Genomic DNA, 17822 nt, shown 5'->3' on the forward strand with positions numbered 1-17822 from the left:
CCCCGGCCGGTCGAGCGCCGCGGATCAGAGGCCGAACATCTGGCGCCGCACGGTGAGGAGAGCGTCGATCAGCTCCTGCGTCGAGGCGTAGCCGGTGGCGGTGCCCATGGCCAGGAAGTTCTTCTCGTCGCCCCATAGACACATCATCACGGCGTCGGCGCCCGTCGTCGCCCAGCAACGGAACGCGCCCGGCGAGGTGACCTTTCCGGTGTCGACCGGCTTCGCCTGGGGGAACGAGATCTTCTCGACGTACGCCTGCGGCCCGAGTTGGCCCGGCTGCCCCGTCGACACGAACACCATCTTCGCCTCGTTGTCGGCGCTCGGCCCGAAGACCGCGGTCTGCACCTGGGTGAGCCCCTTCGTGTGCAGCGCGTTCTGCAGACCGACCAGTGAGGACACCTTGGGCGCGTTCTTCTGCTCCAGCCGCTGGTGTCCCGCGACCTGCGCCGGGAACTCGACCCCCGTCGGCTTGGCGGGCGCGGTCACGGCGGACGTCGGCTTCGTGCGGTCCGTCCCACTCGGGGAGGGAGCGGAAGTGGCCGATGTCGACGCGGTCGAGGGGGCTGCCGAAGGGGTGTCGTCCTTGTTCCCGCAACCGCCCAGGGCCAGGACGGCCGTTGTGGCCAGAGCCGCGACGAGGGTGGTCGTGCTCCGGCGGCGCGTCGTGGCCTCGACAAAAGAGCGCATCGTCCGTCCTCGGTGTGGTGTGAGTGGAAACTCAGCTTCGACGGAGACGCGGTGCCTGGCTTGGAAGAACACGACCTTCGATGGTTGCCGGACGAGTTGCCCGTGTACCCGGCCCGTTGGGTCCTCACCCGGAATGGGACCCCTGTACTCGACGCATTTCTCCTATGGGGACGGGCGAGCGGAGCCGAATCATTTCTTCTACACCCTAGGAGCGAACATGAGCAAATCAGCGATAGCGAAGAGCTTTGCCCTGGCGATGGTTCTCGTCGGTGGCGGCGCAGCCCTCGCGCCCGCCGCACAGGCAGCCCCGGTGCCGACCGGGCCGTACGTGAGGTCGGTGTACAAGTGCGTGGGCGGTATCACCGGGGACGGGGTGAATTTTCGCTCGGGGCCGGGCGCGGGGTACGCGGTCTACGGATCCCTGTATCGAGGAAACACCGTTCAGGGCTATTGGGGCGCCAGTCCCGACTTGCGGATCTCGACGAACGGCTACAAGTACGTGTTCAGCTTCCGTCACGGTCGCTGGGGCTGGGTGTCGTCGACGTGGGTGGTCAACTATGCCGCCACATGCGTTCCGGCCTGATCTCCCTGGCGCCACGGGAGGACGGTCTCGGCGGAACCCGTGTAATCCGGGTGTGCCCTGAAGACGAGAAGACGAAGAGCGGGTTCGAATGACCGAAGTGAATGTGCCGCCGGCGTATGTCGTGGCGATCCTGGCGAATGTAGCCCCGCACGCGGAGGTCGACGAATACCTCGATCGTGTACAGGACACGTTGGCTCCCTTCTCCGGGCGATACCTCGTCCACGGAGGGGAGTCGGAGGTATTGGAGCATCCTTGGACCGGGTCCCTGGTCGTGATCGCGTTCCCGAGCAGGGCCGCCGCGATCTCCTGGTACGAGTCTCCCGCCTACCGGGACATCATCGCTCTGCGCACGGCGCACATGGACAGCTCGTTGGTGATCGTCGACGGTGTCCCCGAGGGCTACGTGTCCGGCGCCACCTCGACCTCGGTCGGGTGAGGCGGGGAGCGGCACCATCGTTGCGTCGGTGAGGGACCGCGGGGCGGTGGCCCGCCCCGCGGTCCCTTCGGTCGTCGGCGCTTCCCGCTCCGTCCCGAACAGCCTCAGAAGATGCCGACTCCGGGGGCGAGGATGCCGTCCGGATCGTAGCGCTGCCTGCGTCTGACGAGTTCGGGCCAGCGAGCACCGAACTGGCGTTTCCAGTCCGCGCGATCGAAGTCGAGCGTTCCGATCGGATACCGCGTCCCGCCTGCGGCGCGGGCCCGGTCGAAGAGCGTGCGATTGCGCGCCTTCATAGCCGAGGCGAAGCCGGCCGGCGGGGTATCGGTGGGCGAACTGGTCAGGATGTCGAAGAGGAAGACCCAGGTGTTCGAATCCGGGACGTTGAAGAAGGGCCGGGTGAGCTTGGCGCGTTGTTGCGGGAACAGGAGCAGGAATCCCGAGGGACCCACGTCCTCGGGGGTCAGCGTGGGCAGCACCGCGCCGACGAATCCTTCGATGGTGCTGTCGGGCAGCCAAACGTCGAACCATGGTTTGACCAGGCGTTCGTACCCGCTCGTGGCGTCGATGACGTTGTTGATCCGCTCCAGGTACGCCGCGAAGGGCAGGTCCACGACGGACGCCTCGGTGGGGGAGACGCTCAGATCGCGCAACAGTCGAGCCGAATTCGGGGACGACGGGGCGTCGTAGTAGGAGACGGCCTGGAGCAGGTAGTCCCAACCCGTCGGCCCCGGCGCCCAGATGTTGTAGACCTCGTCGAGCTCTCCCCGGCGCAGCAGTGTGCGCAGGTCGCGGAAGAAGCGTGCGTTGTCGGTGTATCTGAGGGTGTGGATCCGCGCCGCCGTGGGTGCGCGGACGAGGTCGACCCTGGCGCGGGTGATCACTCCGCACTGCCCGAGGCCGCCCAGCATCACCTCGAACAGTTCGCGGTTCTCGGTCGCCGAACAGATCAGCGATTCGCCGGTGCCGGTGACCACTTCGAGGCGGCGGACCCGGTCGATCTGAGCGCCTTGCGCGAAGCGCCCGGAGACACCGCCGACCGACAGTGTCCCGGCCACGGACAGATTCGTGTAGTCCGTGAGCTGGGGCGGGACCAGGCCCTGGGCCAGCGTCGCCCGTACGAGGTCACTCCACAGCACGCCGGCGTCGACGTCGGCGCCGGCGGGTCCGATCGAGTGGATGCGATTCAGCGATCCGGTCGCGATGACGAGCCCGGGGGACAGGCTTTGGCCGTCGGTCGTGTGTCCGGCCCCGCGCGCGGCCACCTTGATGCCGTTGCGTCGGGCGAACCGGATCATCGTCTGGATGTCTGCCGTCGATCCCGGATGCAGTACCGCTCGCGGCACCACCCGGGTCAGGTTGCCGTTGTCCACGGCGACGGCCTGGCGCGAGGGCTCGTCGAGCAGCAGTTCACCGTCCAGGCGTGGAACCGCGTCGAACGCGGAAGAGCCGGCTTCGGCCGCGGCGGCCCGGGTGATCCACCGCCCGGAGAGGGTATCGATGCCGACGACCGTCGCCGTGGCGGCGAGCCCGCGGGCGAAGGTGCGGCGACTGATGTCGGGGAGACTCCGATCGGACATGGGTGAGGTTCTCCTCTCGCTTCGCCGAGTCGACAGGGTGTTCGTCCCGACGGAACGGAACCTCGTTCATCCGACTCCGCGCACGATTGATTGCTACCGCAACATTCCTTGGCGGTAGTTCCGATCCTGGTGTCCCCAAGCGCGCTTCCGATCGGACAAACGCGTCGCGAACGGCCATTGCGCCCACGGCGGCGGGCGTTCTCGCCACTGCCGGATGCAGCCCTGATCCGTCGCGACGTCGAGCGTCGGTGCGCTCTGTGAGGGTGCCGGTGATCCATGCACCACCGAAACGACAGTGAGGCATTGTTCGTGTTGTTGACTCGTAGGCAGAACAACCGCATTCGGATCATGTGTGAAAGAGCCGACCGAGTCGGATGGCGGCCGGTCGATGGCGAACGCGCGGACGCGTCATCGGTCCTGGAGGTCGTCGCGGGCCGCTGCGAAGAGGGGATATCGGCTCCCCGGTGCGAGTATTCGGTGAACGCACCCGGTCTTCCCAATCCGGACATGCTCCGGTTGGACGTGTGCGTCGACGGCCGCGCCGTCGAGTTCGCCGGAGTGGTGCGAGACGGTCGCGCATTCATTGACGAGGCCGGCTTCGAGACGTTCGGGCGGCTCGTCGACCTGCTGCTCGCCGGGCCCGAGATGATCGCGGCGGGCGCGGCCGGCCCCTGGTCGGACCGGATCCGACGCGAGACGCACATGTACGTCCGGGAAGCGGGCGGCGAGTGGCTTTCGCTGGGGCGTGGGCCGGGGCGCACCCGGACCCCGGCCGAGGATCCGCGAGCCACGCCGCTCCTGGCGGCGCTGACGACGGATCACGCCCCGGTGGTGGCCGGCACGACGCCGGCGGCGGACGAACCGCGGGCACGCGCTCGGGCTTGGGCCGAGACGATGCGTCGAGGCGGATGGCGGGCCGTGGTGCGCCGAACCAAGCGAGGCGAACTCGGCCTCGAGGTGCTCGCGGAGGTCGCCCGCAAACACCCCGGCGTACCGCGTCAGCGGTGCGCCTACGTGCTCACCGGGGACCCGCGCGTGCCGGAGGCACTGCGGTGGCGATCCGACGAGTTGTACACGTCGTGGTCGAAGTTCGACTTCCTCGTGGACCTGCGAGGGCTCGACGATCCGCGCCTGCCTGCCGACGCGCCGCTCGACGACCCGGCGGCGGCGCGGGCCGCGAAGGCCGCGGACGTTCTGGCGGGCACGGCGCCCGGCGCCATGGACACCCTGCGGGCGCTGACCACCGTCGCCTCCGTGTACGAGCGCACATGGGAACCGACACGACCCGTCTTCGTCGTACGCACATTTCGGGGGCTGCCGAATCCCCCGGCCCGCCCCCTCGACGAGATCGTGACGATGCTCCAGGGCAATCCCGACGACGGCGCACTGTGGCTGGAGACCGGGTTCGCCGCGTACGACGCTTGCCTGCTCCACGTGACGGACACCGCGTTCCGGCGGGCGACGGAACTGGGCGCCGGAGGTGGTCTGCCCCGACTATGGCGAGCCTGGCTGTCGTGCCGGCACGATCCGCACCGGGCGCTTCGGGAATCGGACGTGGCCGCCACCGAAGGGGGAGTGACCGGCGCGGCCCGGCACTTGCAGGCCCATGTCCACGAGGCCCTGCTCCGCGACCCGGACACCGCACTGGGCTACTACGCCCAGGCCACGGCGGACGGCTCCGGATCCGTGGGCGCCTGGATCGACCACGGGGCGCTGCTGCTGCGTCGGAGCCGACACGACGAAGCGATCCGGGTGTTCACCGAGGCGCTGGAGCAGCACCCGGACGGTCGACTCTGGCACTGGCTGGGGTACGCCCGCCTCATGGCGGGTGAGACGGACGCCGCGTTGGACTGCGTCGAGCAGGCGCTGCGGGTGCGGCCCGGGATGGTACGCGAGATCGTCGACGACAACGACCTCGCCCCGCTGCGGGAACACCCGCGATTTCGCGCACTGCCCGCGCTGGCCGAGGAATACGCGGGCCCCTACCACCGGGCGGTTCGCGCCGGGCTGCGTCCGGACGGCGAGCGCACCCCGCCCCGCACCGACCCCGCCGCGGCGGTCGCCGCGGTCGAGCGACTGCGCGATACGTACAGCAACTACGAGCCGTGCGTCGTGGAAGCGAAGCGCCTGGGCGACGGCACGATCGACCCCACCCTTCGAGCCGTCCTCGCCAAGGTTGGACTCCCCCGCTACATGGGCACGTTCCACGTCGCCCACGAGATCACCCACGGCGACCAGGCACTTCAGCGGTATTCGGGCGGCGAGAATCCCGACGGCTGGGGCGGGCTGTCGCAACTCGGTTCGTTCTACGAGGACCCCTACCGGGGGGTGGCCGTCGACGGCGAGACCGGCGAGGTGTTCGTGACCCGACACGACCGGCCACCGACCTACCTCGCCCCGGACGTTGCGACATTCCTCGCCACCCTGTGCGAGGAAGCGGGCGAACACGAGTGGCGCATCGCCCCCAACGGTCTGGACCGCCTGGACGATGTCTCCGGGATCGGCGCCGGCCGCCTCCGGCTGATCGTCGACGGGCTCGACGAGGTCGACCGTGCGCGACTGATCCTGTTCCTGAAGCGGCACGGAGCACTGCTGTACCACCTCGAGATGAAGCGCTTCGGTTTCACGAGAACCGACTTCTCGGGTTTCGACTTCGCCGCCCATTGCCCGAACCTGCGCGTCTTGAACCTCCGTGGCGCGACGGTCGACGAGTCCGTGTTCGCGCACCCCGCGCTGGAGCGATTCGCGCTGGAGGAGGGCCACTACCGGGGCGCCCGGGACATCCGCGTCGGCACCTTCGTCGACGTCGACGGCCGGGACGGAACCCGGCTTCGCGAAATCTCGTTCCGGGACTGCGTGGTCGAGGCCGACACACTGCTGGTCGGGCCGCACGCGCGACTGGTGGACTTCAGGAACGTACTCGACGAGGACTACAGCGAAGCCTTCCCCGGGCGCCTGGAGTTCGCCGGTTGTGAGGACCTGCACCGGATCCACATCAACGCGGTGACGTACTGGGAGTTGACTCTTCGCGGTCATCTCCCGCGACTGCGCGAGGTCGAACAGGACGCCACCCCGTACGGCGCGTTCACCAGCACGGTGGTGGACGCCTCCGCGAAGGACGAAGCACGCTACCTGCGCCTGATCAAGAAGGGGACGGACTTCACCAAATACTGGTGAACCGTCCCGGTGGACGTACTGCGAGCCGCGACACCGGCCCGCAGTACGTCCGCGGGTCTACCGGGTGTGCGGAGGCGTCCGATGGCACGGACCGGAGTTCGGATTGCTTCGTGTCCTCGTCCCGCGCCGGTGGTCCACTCGCTCGCCGGGACCATGGCGTTCGCGCGCTCCGTCGGGTGCTGCCGACATCCGCAGGCCGGCGGACTCCGGCGGTACGCCCTCGCTCCGGCGGTACCCGGACGGGTTCGCCCACGTGCGCGGCAACCGGTCCACCCGATGTGGGTCCGAGTGGACCACTTGCGTGGACCTATCCGCGCCTAGCGTTGTCGCCATGATCGAAAAGCGCGGTGGGATCGTACTTACCTCCCTCCTTCACCAGATTCCGCCGTTCCTGCCCACACCCGGCGAGGCGATGGTCATGACCGTCGAATTGCCGCCGGGCGACGCGGGAACCCCTCCCCATCGACACTCGGGTCCGGTTTTCGGCTACATGCTCGAAGGCGAGATGGTGTTCGAACTCGAAGGCGAGCCCGAACGGATCATCCGTGCCGGTGAGGCGTTCTGGGAGCCGGGCGGCGACGTCATCCACTATCAGGCCGGCAACAACCTCGCGGACGCGTGGAGCCGCTTCGTGGTGGTGATGGTCGGCGTTCCCGGCGAACCCATGCTCACCATCGTCGAGGAGGAGGAACTGCTCGCACGGCGCGATCGGCGGGCGCCTCGACCGACCCCGTGAGCCCCGCCCGCGCATCGCCGGCGGCGCGGACGCCTCCGCCGCCGCCCCGACCGAAAGCCGAATCCCGACATGCATGTTCTCCTCGCCGGCTCGACCGGCGTCCTCGGCAGGCGGGTCGTGCCCGCGCTCGTGGCCGCGGGGCATCGCGTCACCGCGCTGACCCGCCGCGCGGACGCCGCGGTCGACCCGCGCGCACCCGGCGTCACGGTCGTGTCCGCAGACGTCTACAACCGCGAGTCGCTCGCCCGCGCGGTGGCACGGGCCGAACCCGACGTCGTGATGCATCAACTCACCGACCTGTCCCGGGCCGACCTCGAGGCCAACGCGAGGATGCGCCGGGTCGGTACCCGCAATCTCGTCGACGCCGCCCACGCGGCGGGAGTGCGGCGCATCGTGGCCCAGAGCATCGCGTGGGTGTACGAGGCGGGTGACGAGCCCGCCGACGAGACGACGCCGCTCGACGACACGACGACCCAGCCCCGGCGCGGCACGATCGAGGGTGTGATCGCCCTGGAGACGGCGGTACGCGAGGCACCCGAGTGGGTGGTGCTGCGCTACGGCCTGCTCTACGGCCCGGACACCTGGTACGCGAAGGACGGAATCAAGGCGGACGACGCGCGAGCGGGCCGACTGCCCGGTGGGCGCGACGTGTCGAGCTTCGTACACGTCGACGACGCCGCCGAGGCGGCGGTGGCCGCGTTGCACTGGCCGTCCGGCGTCGTGAACGTGGTCGACGACGAACCGGCGACCGCCGACGCGTGGGCACCGGTGTTCGCCCGAGCGGTGGGCGCGCCACCGCCCGCGACGGTGGGCGACGCGCCCCGCGCCGACTGGGCCCGAGGCGCGGACAACCATTTCGCCCGCAAACACCTCGGGTGGTCTTTGACCCACCCCTCCTGGCGATCCGGGTTCGACACCCTGTAGACCGGACGACCCCGAGGGGCCGCCCGGTCGGATCGCCGCGCGCGGCGCCGACCAGGCGCCGCGCGCCCATCCACGGCGTCGCGTCCGGCACGTCCGACCCGGCATGGGCCTCGACCGCGCCGTGCGACCGCGCGTATCGACGTCCGGGAGCCGTCGGCACGTGCCGGGCGGTCGACGGGTCAGGGCCGGGAGGCGGTGGGACCCGCCCGTGGTCCCTCGGCCTCCAGCACGTCGCCGAGCAGGTCCAGGGCCTGTCTCCAGGCGTGCGGTGGTGGTGTGGCGTAGCCGAGGACGAGTGCGGCCGGGGCCGAGGGGTCGGGTGGATGGCGATAGCCGGACGTATGCAGGCCCTGCAGCCGCAGTCCCACGTACGCGCCGGCGGCGACCAGTCGACGTTCGTGCTCGGCGGAGGGCACGGGCAACAACGCGTGCAGGCCGGCCGCCGCGCCCCCGAGCACGAGTCCGGTGACCGCGCGGACACGGTCGGCGAGTTCGCCGCGCCGCCGCCGGTACACCGCGCGCACGCGGCGCACGTGCCGGTCGTAGTCGCCGCGGGCGACCAGGTCGGCGAGCGTCAACTGCTCGATCACGGACACGCCCGCGCCGCTGTCGCGGATCGCCGCCGACACCGGCGCGCGCAGCGCGGGCGGCACGACGAGCCAGCCGAGACGCAGACCCGGCGCGAGGGCCTTGCTGGCACTGCCGGCGAACACGACCCGTTCGGGGTCGAGCGCCTGGAGCGCCCCCACCGGTCTGCCGTCGTAGCGGAACTCGCCGTCGTAGTCGTCCTCGATCAGGAAACCCTCGGTGCGTCGGGCCCAGGCGACGAACTCGCCACGCCGTGCGGGCGACAGCACGACACCACTGGGGTGCTGGTGCGCCGGTGTGAGCAACGCGACCCCCGTTTCGGCGGTGAGGTCGGCCGGATCGGCGCCGAACTCGTCGACAGGCAGCGGCACGCAGGTCAGGCCCGCCGCCGTGAGCAGTTCGCGATGCCGGGCGAGCCCCGGGTCCTCGGTCGCGGCCTCCCGTACCCCCGAGTCCCGCAACGCGCGTGCCAGCAACGCGAGTCCGTGGCTGAATCCCGCGGTGACGACGACCGCGTCCGGAGTGACCCGCACACCCCTGGCCCGCGCGGCGTACGCGGCCACGCTCGCGCGCAGGGTCGCGCTCCCCTCGAAGTCACCGTAGTCGAGGACTCCCGCCTCGGCGCGGGCCAGCACGCGACGGACACTCGTCGCCCACGCGGTCCGTGGGAACGACGCGAGGTCGGGTCGACCGGGCCGCAGGTCGACCCGCCAACGGTGTTCGGTCGGCGCCCGCTCGGACCGGCGATCGACGTCGACCGATTCGGGAACGTTCACGTGCGCCACACGCGTGCCGGAGCCCGACGAGCCGATCAACCAGCCCTCGGCGGCGAGTTGGGTGTACGCGCGGACGATCGTGCCACGAGCCAGCCCCAGATCCGACGCCAGCGCGCGTGATCCCGGCAGGCGTGTCCCGGCGGCGAGCCGGCCCGAGCGTACCGCCTCGCGCAACGCGTCCTCGAGGGAGCGGCCGGTCCCGGCCGCCCGTCGCACGAGGTCGATGTGGAGATCGACGCCGGCGACACGCGCCCCCTCGCCATGCCCGCGGCGGGAGGCGGTCAACGGGCGGCGGAGGGGTCGTTCACGGCGGGGTGCCGCGGCCCGACGAAGACGGTGAGGCCCGAGTCGTCGGTGCCGAGGCGATGCCATCCGGCGCGTTCGTAGAAGCGGACGGCCAGGTCGACGTGAGCGGACGTCAGCAGCCAGCACCTCCCGGAGGGGGCGTCGTCGGTCGCCGCCGCCAGCAGCGCGCGGCCCACTCCCGCGCCCCGGACACCGGGACGCACCGCCAGTTCGTCCACCTCCCGGGCGCCGCACAACCATGCCTCGGTGCGCTCGGCCCCCACGATCGCCGCGACCCGCGCGTAGCTGCGTGTGGTCGGGAACACCGAGGGCGTCGTCCAGGCGACGGCGAAGCCCAGCACGTCGTCGTTCTCGGCGACCGTGACGGCGAATCCGTCACGTCGGCGGTCGGCGTCGAGGCGCTCCAGGTACCGCTCGGCCGCCGTCTCGTCCTCGTTCCACGGCTCCGCGCAGAACACCGCCCGGTAGACGTCGCGCATCCCCTCCAGACGCGCCGGTAGGTCGGCGGGCGACAAACGGTGGATCTCGATGTCCGACACCTGTTCGCGTTCCTTCATGTTCGCCGTGCTCTCCTGATTCCATCGAGGTTCCATGGACGACGTCTCGGGTACGGGCGTCGGTGCCCGGACGCGGGCGGGTTCATCCCCGGTGGGACGTCGACCCCCGATCGGGGCTTCGGTGCGGGAGGATCACGGCGTCCAGCGCGAGCAGACCCTCGGCCGTGGCCCGGACCGGATTGATGTCGACCTCCCCCACATGCGGATTCTCCGTCATCAGCCGACCCAACCCGACGAGCAGGGTGATCGTCTCCTCCTCGGGTACCGGCGCCCTGCCCCGGGCCCCGGCCCGGACGGGCTCGGGGAGTTGCCGGTACATCTCGCGCGCCTCGGCCCGACTCAGCGGAGCGGCCCGTACCGCGGGCGGTGCCTGGGTCGCCACGTCCACTCCGCCGACCCCGAGCAGCACGAACGGACCGAAGGACGCGTCGCGCACCGCGCCCACGATCAACTCGGTACCGGCAGGCGCCAGTTCCTCCAGCAGGTAGCGGGGACTCGCGTCGATGCCGGCCGCGTCGATGCGTCGCAGGGCGTGGTCCAGGTCCGCCCGCGTCGCGACGCCCACGTGGACGGCATCGATGTCGGACTTGTGCAGCACCCGCGCGTCGCACAGTTTCACCACGACGGGGTTCCCGAGCTCGGCCATGGCGGCGTGCGCCCGGGCGTGGGTCGAGGCGACGATCCGCCGCGGGCTGCGCAGGCCGAGGCCGGCGAGGACGGTCTTGGCCTGATCCTCGTCCAGCGCGCCGCGGTCGGGTACGGCCGGGCCCGTCGGGTCCGTGGGCACCACGATCGCGGACATCCGGCCGAGGGCGCGGGCGTGGGCGTCGTCGAGGAGGGCGCGCAATCCGGTGACGCCGCGTTCGGGCGCGGTGTAGACGGGGATGCCGGCGGCGCGAAGCGCGGTCCGTTGCGGCAGCACATCCCGATCGAGCCCGCCGGTGACGAACACGGTGCACGCGTGTCGTTCCTCGGCCAGGTGTGCGACGGTGTCCGGAGTGCCGGCCTCCTGGAGGGTGTAGACGAGGGTCGCGTCGATGCGCGGGTCCGCGCCGACGGCTTCGACCACCTGCGGGAACGTCGTGTCGGGGCGACCGGTGTCCACGGGGTTGCGCTGATAGGTCAGCGGCGGCAGCAACTCGGCCAATCGTGCGGTGGTGGACTCGGTCAGCGGCGGCAGCCGGGTTCCCGTGGCGCGCAGCCGGTCGGCGACGAGCAGACCGGGGCCGGCCTGGCCGGTGACGACCGCGACGCCCGGGTCGAACAGGGCGGGCAGGCGCCGGTGCGCCAGCGCGGCGACCGCGTCCACGAGTTCGCCCAGGGTGTCCACGACCACCGCTCCCGCCTGTCGCAACGCGGCGCGGGCCAGCGTCCAGTCGCCGGTCAACGCGCCCGTGTGCGAACGGGCGAAGTCGCCGACGTCGGCGCGGCCGACCTTCAGGGCGACCACCGGTTTGACGGCGGTCGCCCGTCGTACGGCATCGGCGAGTGCGCGGCCGTCGCGGACGCCCTCGATGTGCAGGGCGATGACGGTGGTGTCCTCGTCGTGGGCGAGATGGTCCAAGACGTCGACGAAGTCCACGTCGACGGCGTTGCCCAGGCCGACCGCGAGGCTGATCCCGATGTCGTCGGCGTGCAGGAGGAAGGACAGCGCGAGGTTCATGCCGCCGCTCTGCGCGATGATGCCGACCGGGCCGGGTCGCAACTCGCCGACGGAGGGCATGAAGTTGGCCCGCGCCCGGGCGGCCGGGTGGACGAATCCCGACGTATTGGGTCCGAGCAGTCGGATGCCCGAGGAGGCGACGACCGCGCGGAGTTCGTCCTGGAGCGCCGTACCCGCCGGACCGCTCTCGGCGAATCCGCCGGAGCACACGAGCACGGCCCCGACACCGGCCCTCGCGCACTCCGCGACCGTCCGGGCGACGGCCGCGGGCGGGACCGCGAGGATCGCCAGGTCGACGCGCTCGGGGATCTCGCCCACGGTGCGGTACGCCCGTCGTCCGTTGATGCGACCCGCTCGCGGGTTGACGGGATGAAGGTTCGGAAAGTCGTCGAGCGCGACCGTCATGGCGTGCCCCGCCTTGTCCGGGGAGGCCGACGCGCCGATCACGGCGATCGATCGGGGTGCGAACAGTCGCGCGAGATCCCGCCCGGGGGGCGGATCCGCCGCGGGGATCGGTGAAGTGCTCATCGGCCGGCCTTTCCGCGAACGTGTGCTCCGGGGACGGCGCCGGTTCGGGACGTGTCCTCGGTGTCGTCGGGCACCACGAGCAGATCGGCGCGCCCGGCCAGGAGCAGTGTCGCGAGGTGTTCGACGTCGGTCGTGTCCACCACCAGGGCCACCGGCACGTGTGCCCGGATCCTGGTCAACTCGGCGAGCAGCAGTGCCGCGGTGTGGGCGACCGGATCGGTGCCGGCGGCGCGTACGACGATCAGCGGGGGTGCGGGGGATCGTTTTTCCAGGTCGTCGAGGACGTCCGGGACGGATCCGGTGTGCGAGGGCGCGGTGATCCACAGCGCCTGCGGGCAGGCGTCGACCAACGCGGTCTCGGTCGGGGTGCGGTCGGGCAGCGTGTGCCCGCCCAGTCGAAGGGGCAGGCGCAGCACGGCCGCCGAGTCCGGCACGTTGTGCCGGCGCAGGGCCTCCGCGCCGAATCGGGCGTCGCCCGCGGCGAGTCGATCGAAGGTCACCCGGCCGCTGCGGGTGAGGAAGTGCACGGCGAACTGCCGCGGGTCGAGTCCGGTGTAGCTGCCGAAGTGCTCCCACCAGGTGAGGCTGGGCAGGGCGGCGTCCTGAATTCTCGCCACGCCCGGCCTGCGGGTGTGTTCGAAGGTGCGGATGGCGTCGGGGAGTTCCGCGTCGGACGCGGTCGCGACCGCGTCGGCGAGAGCCAGAGCGTCTTCGATGGCCATGGTGGTGCCCGATCCCACGGAGAAGTGGGCCGTGTGTGCCGCGTCGCCGATCAGGACCGTGCGGTCGTGGCACCAGGACCCGGCCCGAACGGTGCTGAAGCGTGCCCAACGGGAGTTGTTCGTCAGCAGCCGTGCCCCGTCCAGTCCGTCCGCGAACAGTCGTTGCATCGCGATGCGGCTGGGCTCGTCGCTGTGGCCCGGGGGCAGTTCGCCGACGCTGTCGAGGCCCGAGCGTCGCCAGGTGGACTCGTCGCACTCGACGACGAACGTGCTGCTGAAGTCGTCGTAGGGGTAGGCGTGCGCGGCGAACCAGCCGGCTTCGGCGCGCTCGAAGAGGAAGGTCATGGAGTCGAACGCACGGTCGGCGCCGAACCAGATGTAGCGGGCGGTGGCCATCTCGATCGTGGGTCGGAAGGACTCGGCGTGCGCCTGGCGGGTGCGGCTGTTGAGGCCGTCGGCGCCGACGACCAGGTCGTGGGTGTCTTCGAGGTCGAGGGCGTCCACCTCGGTGTGATAGCGGAGCCCGACGCCGGCGGTGTGTGCCCGGTCGCGCAGGAGCGCGAGCAGGTTTCTGCGGGAGATGGCGGAGAATCCCTGCCCGGCGCAGCGCATCCGCTCGCCCTCGAGGCGGATCTCGATGTCGTCCCAGTGCACGCCGTTCTCGCGAAGGGCGCTGCCGAGGCGGAGATCGGCTCCGTGTAGACGGGAGAGCTTGGCCGCGGAGAAGACGACGCCGAAGCCGAAGCTCTCGTCGGGGCCGTTGCGTTCGAACAGGTCCACCGACGTGTCGGGGCGGCGCTCGCGGATCAGCGCCGCCGCGAGCAGGCCGCCGGGGCCGCCGCCGACGACCGCGATCCGGGTCATGGCGCGATCACACCCGTGCGACGGGATCGCGGCCCCGGACGACCGGCGTACGGGACGGCGCCGCTCGCGTCGACGGTGACGTCGAGCCGGCCGATCCGTTCGATCTCCACGGAGATCGTCCCCGCGTCGTTGATGGGGCCGACGCCGGCCGGTGTCCCGGTGAGGATCACGTCCCCGGGCCAGAGCGTCATGACGGAACTGGTGTACGCGGATCAGGTCGGCCACGCCGAAGATCAGGTCGCCGGTGTTGGTCTCCTGTCGCAGTTCGCCGTCCACGCGGCAGCGCATCGTCAAATTGCCGGGGTCGGGTACCTCGTCGGCGGTGACGACCCAGGGGCCCAGGGGGGTGAAGGTGTCGAAGGACTTGCGGGTGGAGCGGTCCTCCGTGGACCGCACGGTGATGTCGAGCGCGCAGGTGTAGCCGAAGACGTACTCCAGTGCGTCGTCGGCGGCGACGTTTCGGGCGGTCCGGCCGATGACGACGGCCAGTTCGCCCTCCTGATCGGTGCGCACGTCGCTGTACGGCAGGCGCACCCGCTCCCGGGGGCCGATCACCGAGGAGGCGGCCTTGAGGAAGATCCCGAGCTCGGTGATGCTTCGGCTCACCGCCATCTCGGCCTGATGGTCGGCGTAGTTGACCGGCGCGCCGATGATCTTGGGCGGTCGGGGCAGGGGCGCTCGTGTCCGCACCTCGTGCAGCGGAATGGGAGCGGTCCGGGTGCCCGGGGCGGGCAGTGGTCCCCGGCTCTCGATCAGGCGGTGCAGGGGGCCCGCCGCGTCCGGGGGTCCGGCGATCGTGTCGGTGACGTCGACGATGTGGTCCTCGTCGACGACGCCGAGCCGGTGGGAGTCGAAAACCGCGAGGCGCATTCGTCCTCACCCCATTCTTTCGGTCAGGGTTTCCCGGTAGAGGCCCAGGGCGCGCAGTACCGGCTCGTTGCTGTAGGAGAAGACGAACGCGTCCTCGGTGCGGCTGGTGTTGGTCAGTTCGCACCAGGCCCACCCGGGGACGGCGAACACGTCCTTGTCCCGCCAGTCCAGTGTTCGTCCGTCCACGAGCGCGGTTCCGCGTCCGCTGACGACGTGGTGGATCGTGCCCGGCGTGCGCCGGCGCGCGGCACCGCGGAAGCCCGGTGGGAGCCGCTGTATTCGGCAGGAGAGCGTGGGCATGACCGGGCCGCCGCTCCACGGATCGGTGTACTCGAGCACGATGCCGTCGACGTCGCTGCCGACCGCGTCGTGGGCGATGGCGTCGAAGGCCCGCCGGGTTTCCTCCCAGGTGTGGTTGCCCACGAGGGACGCCGTCGCGCGCTCGGTGTCCCACGCCGGTACGAGCCGTCCGTGTACGTATTGGGAGGCGGGCAGGTCGCGGGGCGCGCGGATGTCCTGGGAACGTTGGTCGTACGTCTCGAAGAAACCGGCTTCGAGAGCGTTCACGAGGGGGTAGTCGAGGGCGTCGAGCCACATCATGGGGCCGGTTCCCTCGTGCCGGTGGTCGTGCCAGCTCCACCCCGGGGTGAGCAGCAGGTCGCCCGGTCGCATCCGGAGGCGCGCGCCGTCGACGGTGGTGTACGCGCCTTCCCCTTCGATGACGAAACGGAACGCGCCCGCGCTGTGTCGGTGGGCCTGGGCGGTCTCGCCCGGAGTGACGACCTGGATGCCGGCGTACAGCGAATTCACGGTGGCGGGCGGGTCCTGCATGCCGGGGTTGACGAGCATCAGTACGCGCCGTTCGGCCTCTTCCAGGGACAGCGCCTGCGCGAAGTGCAGCAGGTGGGGGCGTAGTTCGTGATACCGCCAGAGGAACGGCACGGCGAGGCTGTGCGGTTCGGCCGGAAACAGGTTTCGGTAGTAACGCCAGAGGGGTTCTACTCCGAGTCGACCGAGGTCGGCGTAGGAGCGTTCGTTCGCGGTGTGCGGGGGTGTCGTCATGGTCTTTGTCACCACGCTGTCGTGTCAGGGGTGGATCGCATGGCCCTGTCGTCGGGCCGCGTCGGTCCGCAGCGCCGCCTTGTCGATCTTGCCGACGTTGGTCGTGGGCATGCGCGTGATCACGTGGATCACGTCGGGAAGCTTGTGCACGGCCATGCCCGCGCGCGTCATGTGTTCCCGAAGAGCCTCGGGGGACGGTTCGGTGTCGGGTTTGGCCACGATGTAGAGGCAGATCACCTCGCCCAGGACCGGGTCGGGGGACGGCACCGCGGCCGCGTCGGAGACGGCGGGGTGTCCGTAGGCGAAGTTCTCGATCTCCTCGGCCGAGATCTTCTCGCCGCCGCGGTTGATGATGTCCTTGACGCGGCCCTCGACCACGAGGTTGCCGGACGGGTGAAGGCGCACGATGTCGCCGGTGCGGTACCAGCCGTCCGCCGTGAACGCGCGGGCGTTGTGCTCGGGCGCGCGGTAGTAGCCGCGAATCGTGTAGGGACCCCGGGTCAGCAGCTCGCCGGTGTGTCCGTCGGGTACGTCCCGGTCGCTCGGGTCCACGATGCGGATCTCGTCGTCGGGGCACACCGGCCGGCCCTGGGTCCCGTGCCGCACGGTGTCGGGGTCGTCGAGGCGGGTGTAGTTGATCAGGCCCTCCGCCATCCCGAAGCCCTGTTGCACGCGGACCCCGAGCGCGGGTTCCACCCGGCGGGCCAGTTCCGGGGCCAGCCGTGATCCGCCGACGGCCAGGGCACGCAGGCTGGACAGGTCGTATCCGGTGGTCCGGGCCGCTTCGGCCCAGCGGTGCGCGACCGCGGGCACCACGGCGGTGTCGGTGACCGCGTGCCGTTCGATCAACGCGAAGGCCCGGTCGGGAGCCGGGCTGTCGGACATCACCACGGTTCCGCCCGCGAAGAGCACGCCCAGGATGCCGGGACACGCGAGCGCGAAGTTGTGCGCCGCGGGGAGGGCGATCAGATACACGGTGTTCTCGGTGATGCCGCACACGTCGGCGGTGGCTCGGGCGTTGAGGGCGTAGTCGTCGTGGGTGCGCGCGATGAGCTTGGGTCGGCCGGTCGTCCCGCCCGAGAGCAGGAGCAGCGCGGGGTCGTCGGGCGCGGGGGTGTGCGGGCGGATGCTCGAACGCGCCGTCGTGGGATCGCCGTCTTCGCGGATGGCGAGGCGGAACCGGTCCGGGGGTGTCGCTTCGCCCGCGACCAGCACATGCCGTAGCGACGGCGTCCGTGCCGCGATCTCGTCGGCCATCGCGAGGTGGTCGAAGTCCCGGTAGCGCGTCGGTACCGCGTAGGCACGGGCGTCGGTGATGTCGAACAGGTGGCGGATGTCGGCCTGTCGGTGCTGGGTCAGGGCCATCACGGGGACGACACCGATGCGCAGGCAGGCGAGCGTCAGGATGACGAACTCGGCCGTGTTCGGCAGTTGCACGACGACGACGTCACCGCGTCCGAGGCCGCGCCCGAGGAGTCGGGCGGCCAGGAGGTCGGCGGTGTCGTCGAGGTTCCGGTAGGTCCGGCGCTCGTCCCCGTCGATCAGTGCGACGCGGTCGGGGGTGCGTTCGGCGCGTTCCCGGAACTCGGTGCCCAGCGTGCGGCCACGCCAGAGTCCGCGCTCGCGGTACCGGCGGGCGACCTCGTCCGGCCAAGGGGTGAAACCGGTTCGTACGTCCATGTCGTCCTCGGATTTCCGTCGTCGCCGAAGTCTCGAGCCCGGTCACCGGCGTCCTCGGCGGGACCCGCATACGTAAACTGAAA

Annotated in this window: 13 protein-coding genes; 5 read left to right on the forward strand and 8 right to left on the reverse strand. The window is 70.9% G+C overall.

Going from position 1 to position 17822, the window contains the following annotated elements; genetic code table 11:
* Positions 1–24: 24 nt before the first annotated feature.
* Positions 25–687 (reverse strand): hypothetical protein, encoded by a 663-nt coding sequence (locus EMA17_RS23100; RefSeq protein ID WP_126639021.1) that lies wholly within the window; start codon positions 685–687, stop codon positions 25–27.
* A 217-nt stretch (positions 688–904) separates the two neighbouring features.
* On the opposite strand from EMA17_RS23100, the gene EMA17_RS23105 reads away from it, so the two are divergent.
* Together EMA17_RS23105 and EMA17_RS23110 are read left to right on the forward strand one after the other, a co-directional pair.
* Positions 905–1270, forward strand: coding sequence for an SH3 domain-containing protein (locus tag EMA17_RS23105; RefSeq protein WP_126639022.1), 366 nt, complete (start codon positions 905–907; stop codon positions 1268–1270).
* A gap of 88 nt (positions 1271–1358) precedes the next feature.
* The gene (locus EMA17_RS23110; protein ID WP_126639023.1) at positions 1359–1706 is read left to right on the forward strand and encodes a DUF1330 domain-containing protein; all 348 of its coding nucleotides are present in this window, start codon (positions 1359–1361) and stop codon (positions 1704–1706) included.
* Between the two features lie 104 nt (positions 1707–1810).
* On the opposite strand, the gene EMA17_RS23115 is transcribed toward EMA17_RS23110, so the two are convergent.
* Positions 1811–3286, reverse strand: a complete 1476-nt coding sequence (locus tag EMA17_RS23115) for an FAD-binding protein (protein WP_218042991.1) — start codon at positions 3284–3286, stop codon at positions 1811–1813.
* Positions 3287–3793: 507 nt separating this feature from the next.
* On the opposite strand from EMA17_RS23115, the gene EMA17_RS23120 reads away from it, so the two are divergent.
* The 3 genes from EMA17_RS23120 (at position 3794) to EMA17_RS23130 (ending at position 8123) form a co-directional block, all read left to right on the forward strand.
* Positions 3794–6463, forward strand: a complete 2670-nt coding sequence (locus EMA17_RS23120) for a tetratricopeptide repeat protein (protein ID WP_126639024.1) — start codon at positions 3794–3796, stop codon at positions 6461–6463.
* Between the two features lie 331 nt (positions 6464–6794).
* On the forward strand, positions 6795–7199 hold the full coding sequence (locus EMA17_RS23125; RefSeq protein WP_126639025.1) for a cupin domain-containing protein: 405 nt from the start codon (positions 6795–6797) through the stop codon (positions 7197–7199).
* A gap of 69 nt (positions 7200–7268) precedes the next feature.
* Positions 7269–8123: an NAD-dependent epimerase/dehydratase family protein gene (locus EMA17_RS23130; RefSeq protein ID WP_126639026.1), complete on the forward strand. Its 855-nt coding sequence runs from the start codon at positions 7269–7271 to the stop codon at positions 8121–8123.
* A 179-nt stretch (positions 8124–8302) separates the two neighbouring features.
* Here EMA17_RS23130 and pdxR read toward each other — a convergent pair whose 3' ends face one another.
* From pdxR to EMA17_RS23165, 6 genes are all read right to left on the reverse strand, one after another.
* Entirely contained in the window at positions 8303–9703 is a 1401-nt protein-coding gene (gene pdxR, locus EMA17_RS23135) for a MocR-like pyridoxine biosynthesis transcription factor PdxR (protein ID WP_246126832.1), read from the reverse strand.
* A gap of 65 nt (positions 9704–9768) precedes the next feature.
* Complete coding sequence (locus EMA17_RS23140) at positions 9769–10350, reverse strand: GNAT family N-acetyltransferase (protein ID WP_126639028.1); 582 nt, start codon at positions 10348–10350, stop codon at positions 9769–9771.
* A gap of 82 nt (positions 10351–10432) precedes the next feature.
* A complete protein-coding gene (locus EMA17_RS23145) occupies positions 10433–12541 on the reverse strand; it encodes an acetate--CoA ligase family protein (protein ID WP_126639029.1) in 2109 nt (702 codons plus the stop codon).
* Positions 12538–14997 carry a fumarylacetoacetate hydrolase family protein gene (locus EMA17_RS56330; protein WP_246126833.1) on the reverse strand — a complete coding sequence of 820 codons (2460 nt, stop codon included), beginning with the start codon at positions 14995–14997 and terminating at the stop codon, positions 12538–12540. Before EMA17_RS56330 ends, EMA17_RS23145 begins: the two co-directional genes overlap by 4 nt.
* 6 nt (positions 14998–15003) lie before the next feature.
* A complete protein-coding gene (locus EMA17_RS23160) occupies positions 15004–16071 on the reverse strand; it encodes a cupin domain-containing protein (protein ID WP_246126834.1) in 1068 nt (355 codons plus the stop codon).
* A 12-nt stretch (positions 16072–16083) separates the two neighbouring features.
* Positions 16084–17739, reverse strand: a complete 1656-nt coding sequence (locus EMA17_RS23165; RefSeq protein ID WP_126639032.1) for a (2,3-dihydroxybenzoyl)adenylate synthase — start codon at positions 17737–17739, stop codon at positions 16084–16086.
* Positions 17740–17822: the final 83 nt, after the last annotated feature.

The sequence above is a fragment of the Embleya hyalina genome (assembly GCF_003967355.1).
Classification (GTDB): domain Bacteria; phylum Actinomycetota; class Actinomycetes; order Streptomycetales; family Streptomycetaceae; genus Embleya; species Embleya hyalina.

Bases quoted from the DNA above. Each gene is read 5' to 3' on its own strand.
- EMA17_RS23100 (WP_126639021.1), bottom strand. From the start codon at position 687: ATGCGCTCTTTTGTCGAGGCCACGACGCGCCGCCGGAGCACGACCACC.
- EMA17_RS23105 (WP_126639022.1), top strand. From the start codon at position 905: ATGAGCAAATCAGCGATAGCGAAGAGCTTTGCCCTGGCGATGGTTCTC.
- EMA17_RS23110 (WP_126639023.1), top strand. From the start codon at position 1,359: ATGACCGAAGTGAATGTGCCGCCGGCGTATGTCGTGGCGATCCTGGCG.
- EMA17_RS23115 (WP_218042991.1), bottom strand. From the start codon at position 3,286: ATGTCCGATCGGAGTCTCCCCGACATCAGTCGCCGCACCTTCGCCCGC.
- EMA17_RS23120 (WP_126639024.1), top strand. From the start codon at position 3,794: ATGCTCCGGTTGGACGTGTGCGTCGACGGCCGCGCCGTCGAGTTCGCC.
- EMA17_RS23125 (WP_126639025.1), top strand. From the start codon at position 6,795: ATGATCGAAAAGCGCGGTGGGATCGTACTTACCTCCCTCCTTCACCAG.
- EMA17_RS23130 (WP_126639026.1), top strand. From the start codon at position 7,269: ATGCATGTTCTCCTCGCCGGCTCGACCGGCGTCCTCGGCAGGCGGGTC.
- EMA17_RS23140 (WP_126639028.1), bottom strand. From the start codon at position 10,350: ATGAAGGAACGCGAACAGGTGTCGGACATCGAGATCCACCGTTTGTCG.
- EMA17_RS23145 (WP_126639029.1), bottom strand. From the start codon at position 12,541: ATGAGCACTTCACCGATCCCCGCGGCGGATCCGCCCCCCGGGCGGGAT.
- EMA17_RS56330 (WP_246126833.1), bottom strand. From the start codon at position 14,997: ATGCGCCTCGCGGTTTTCGACTCCCACCGGCTCGGCGTCGTCGACGAG.
- EMA17_RS23165 (WP_126639032.1), bottom strand. From the start codon at position 17,739: ATGGACGTACGAACCGGTTTCACCCCTTGGCCGGACGAGGTCGCCCGC.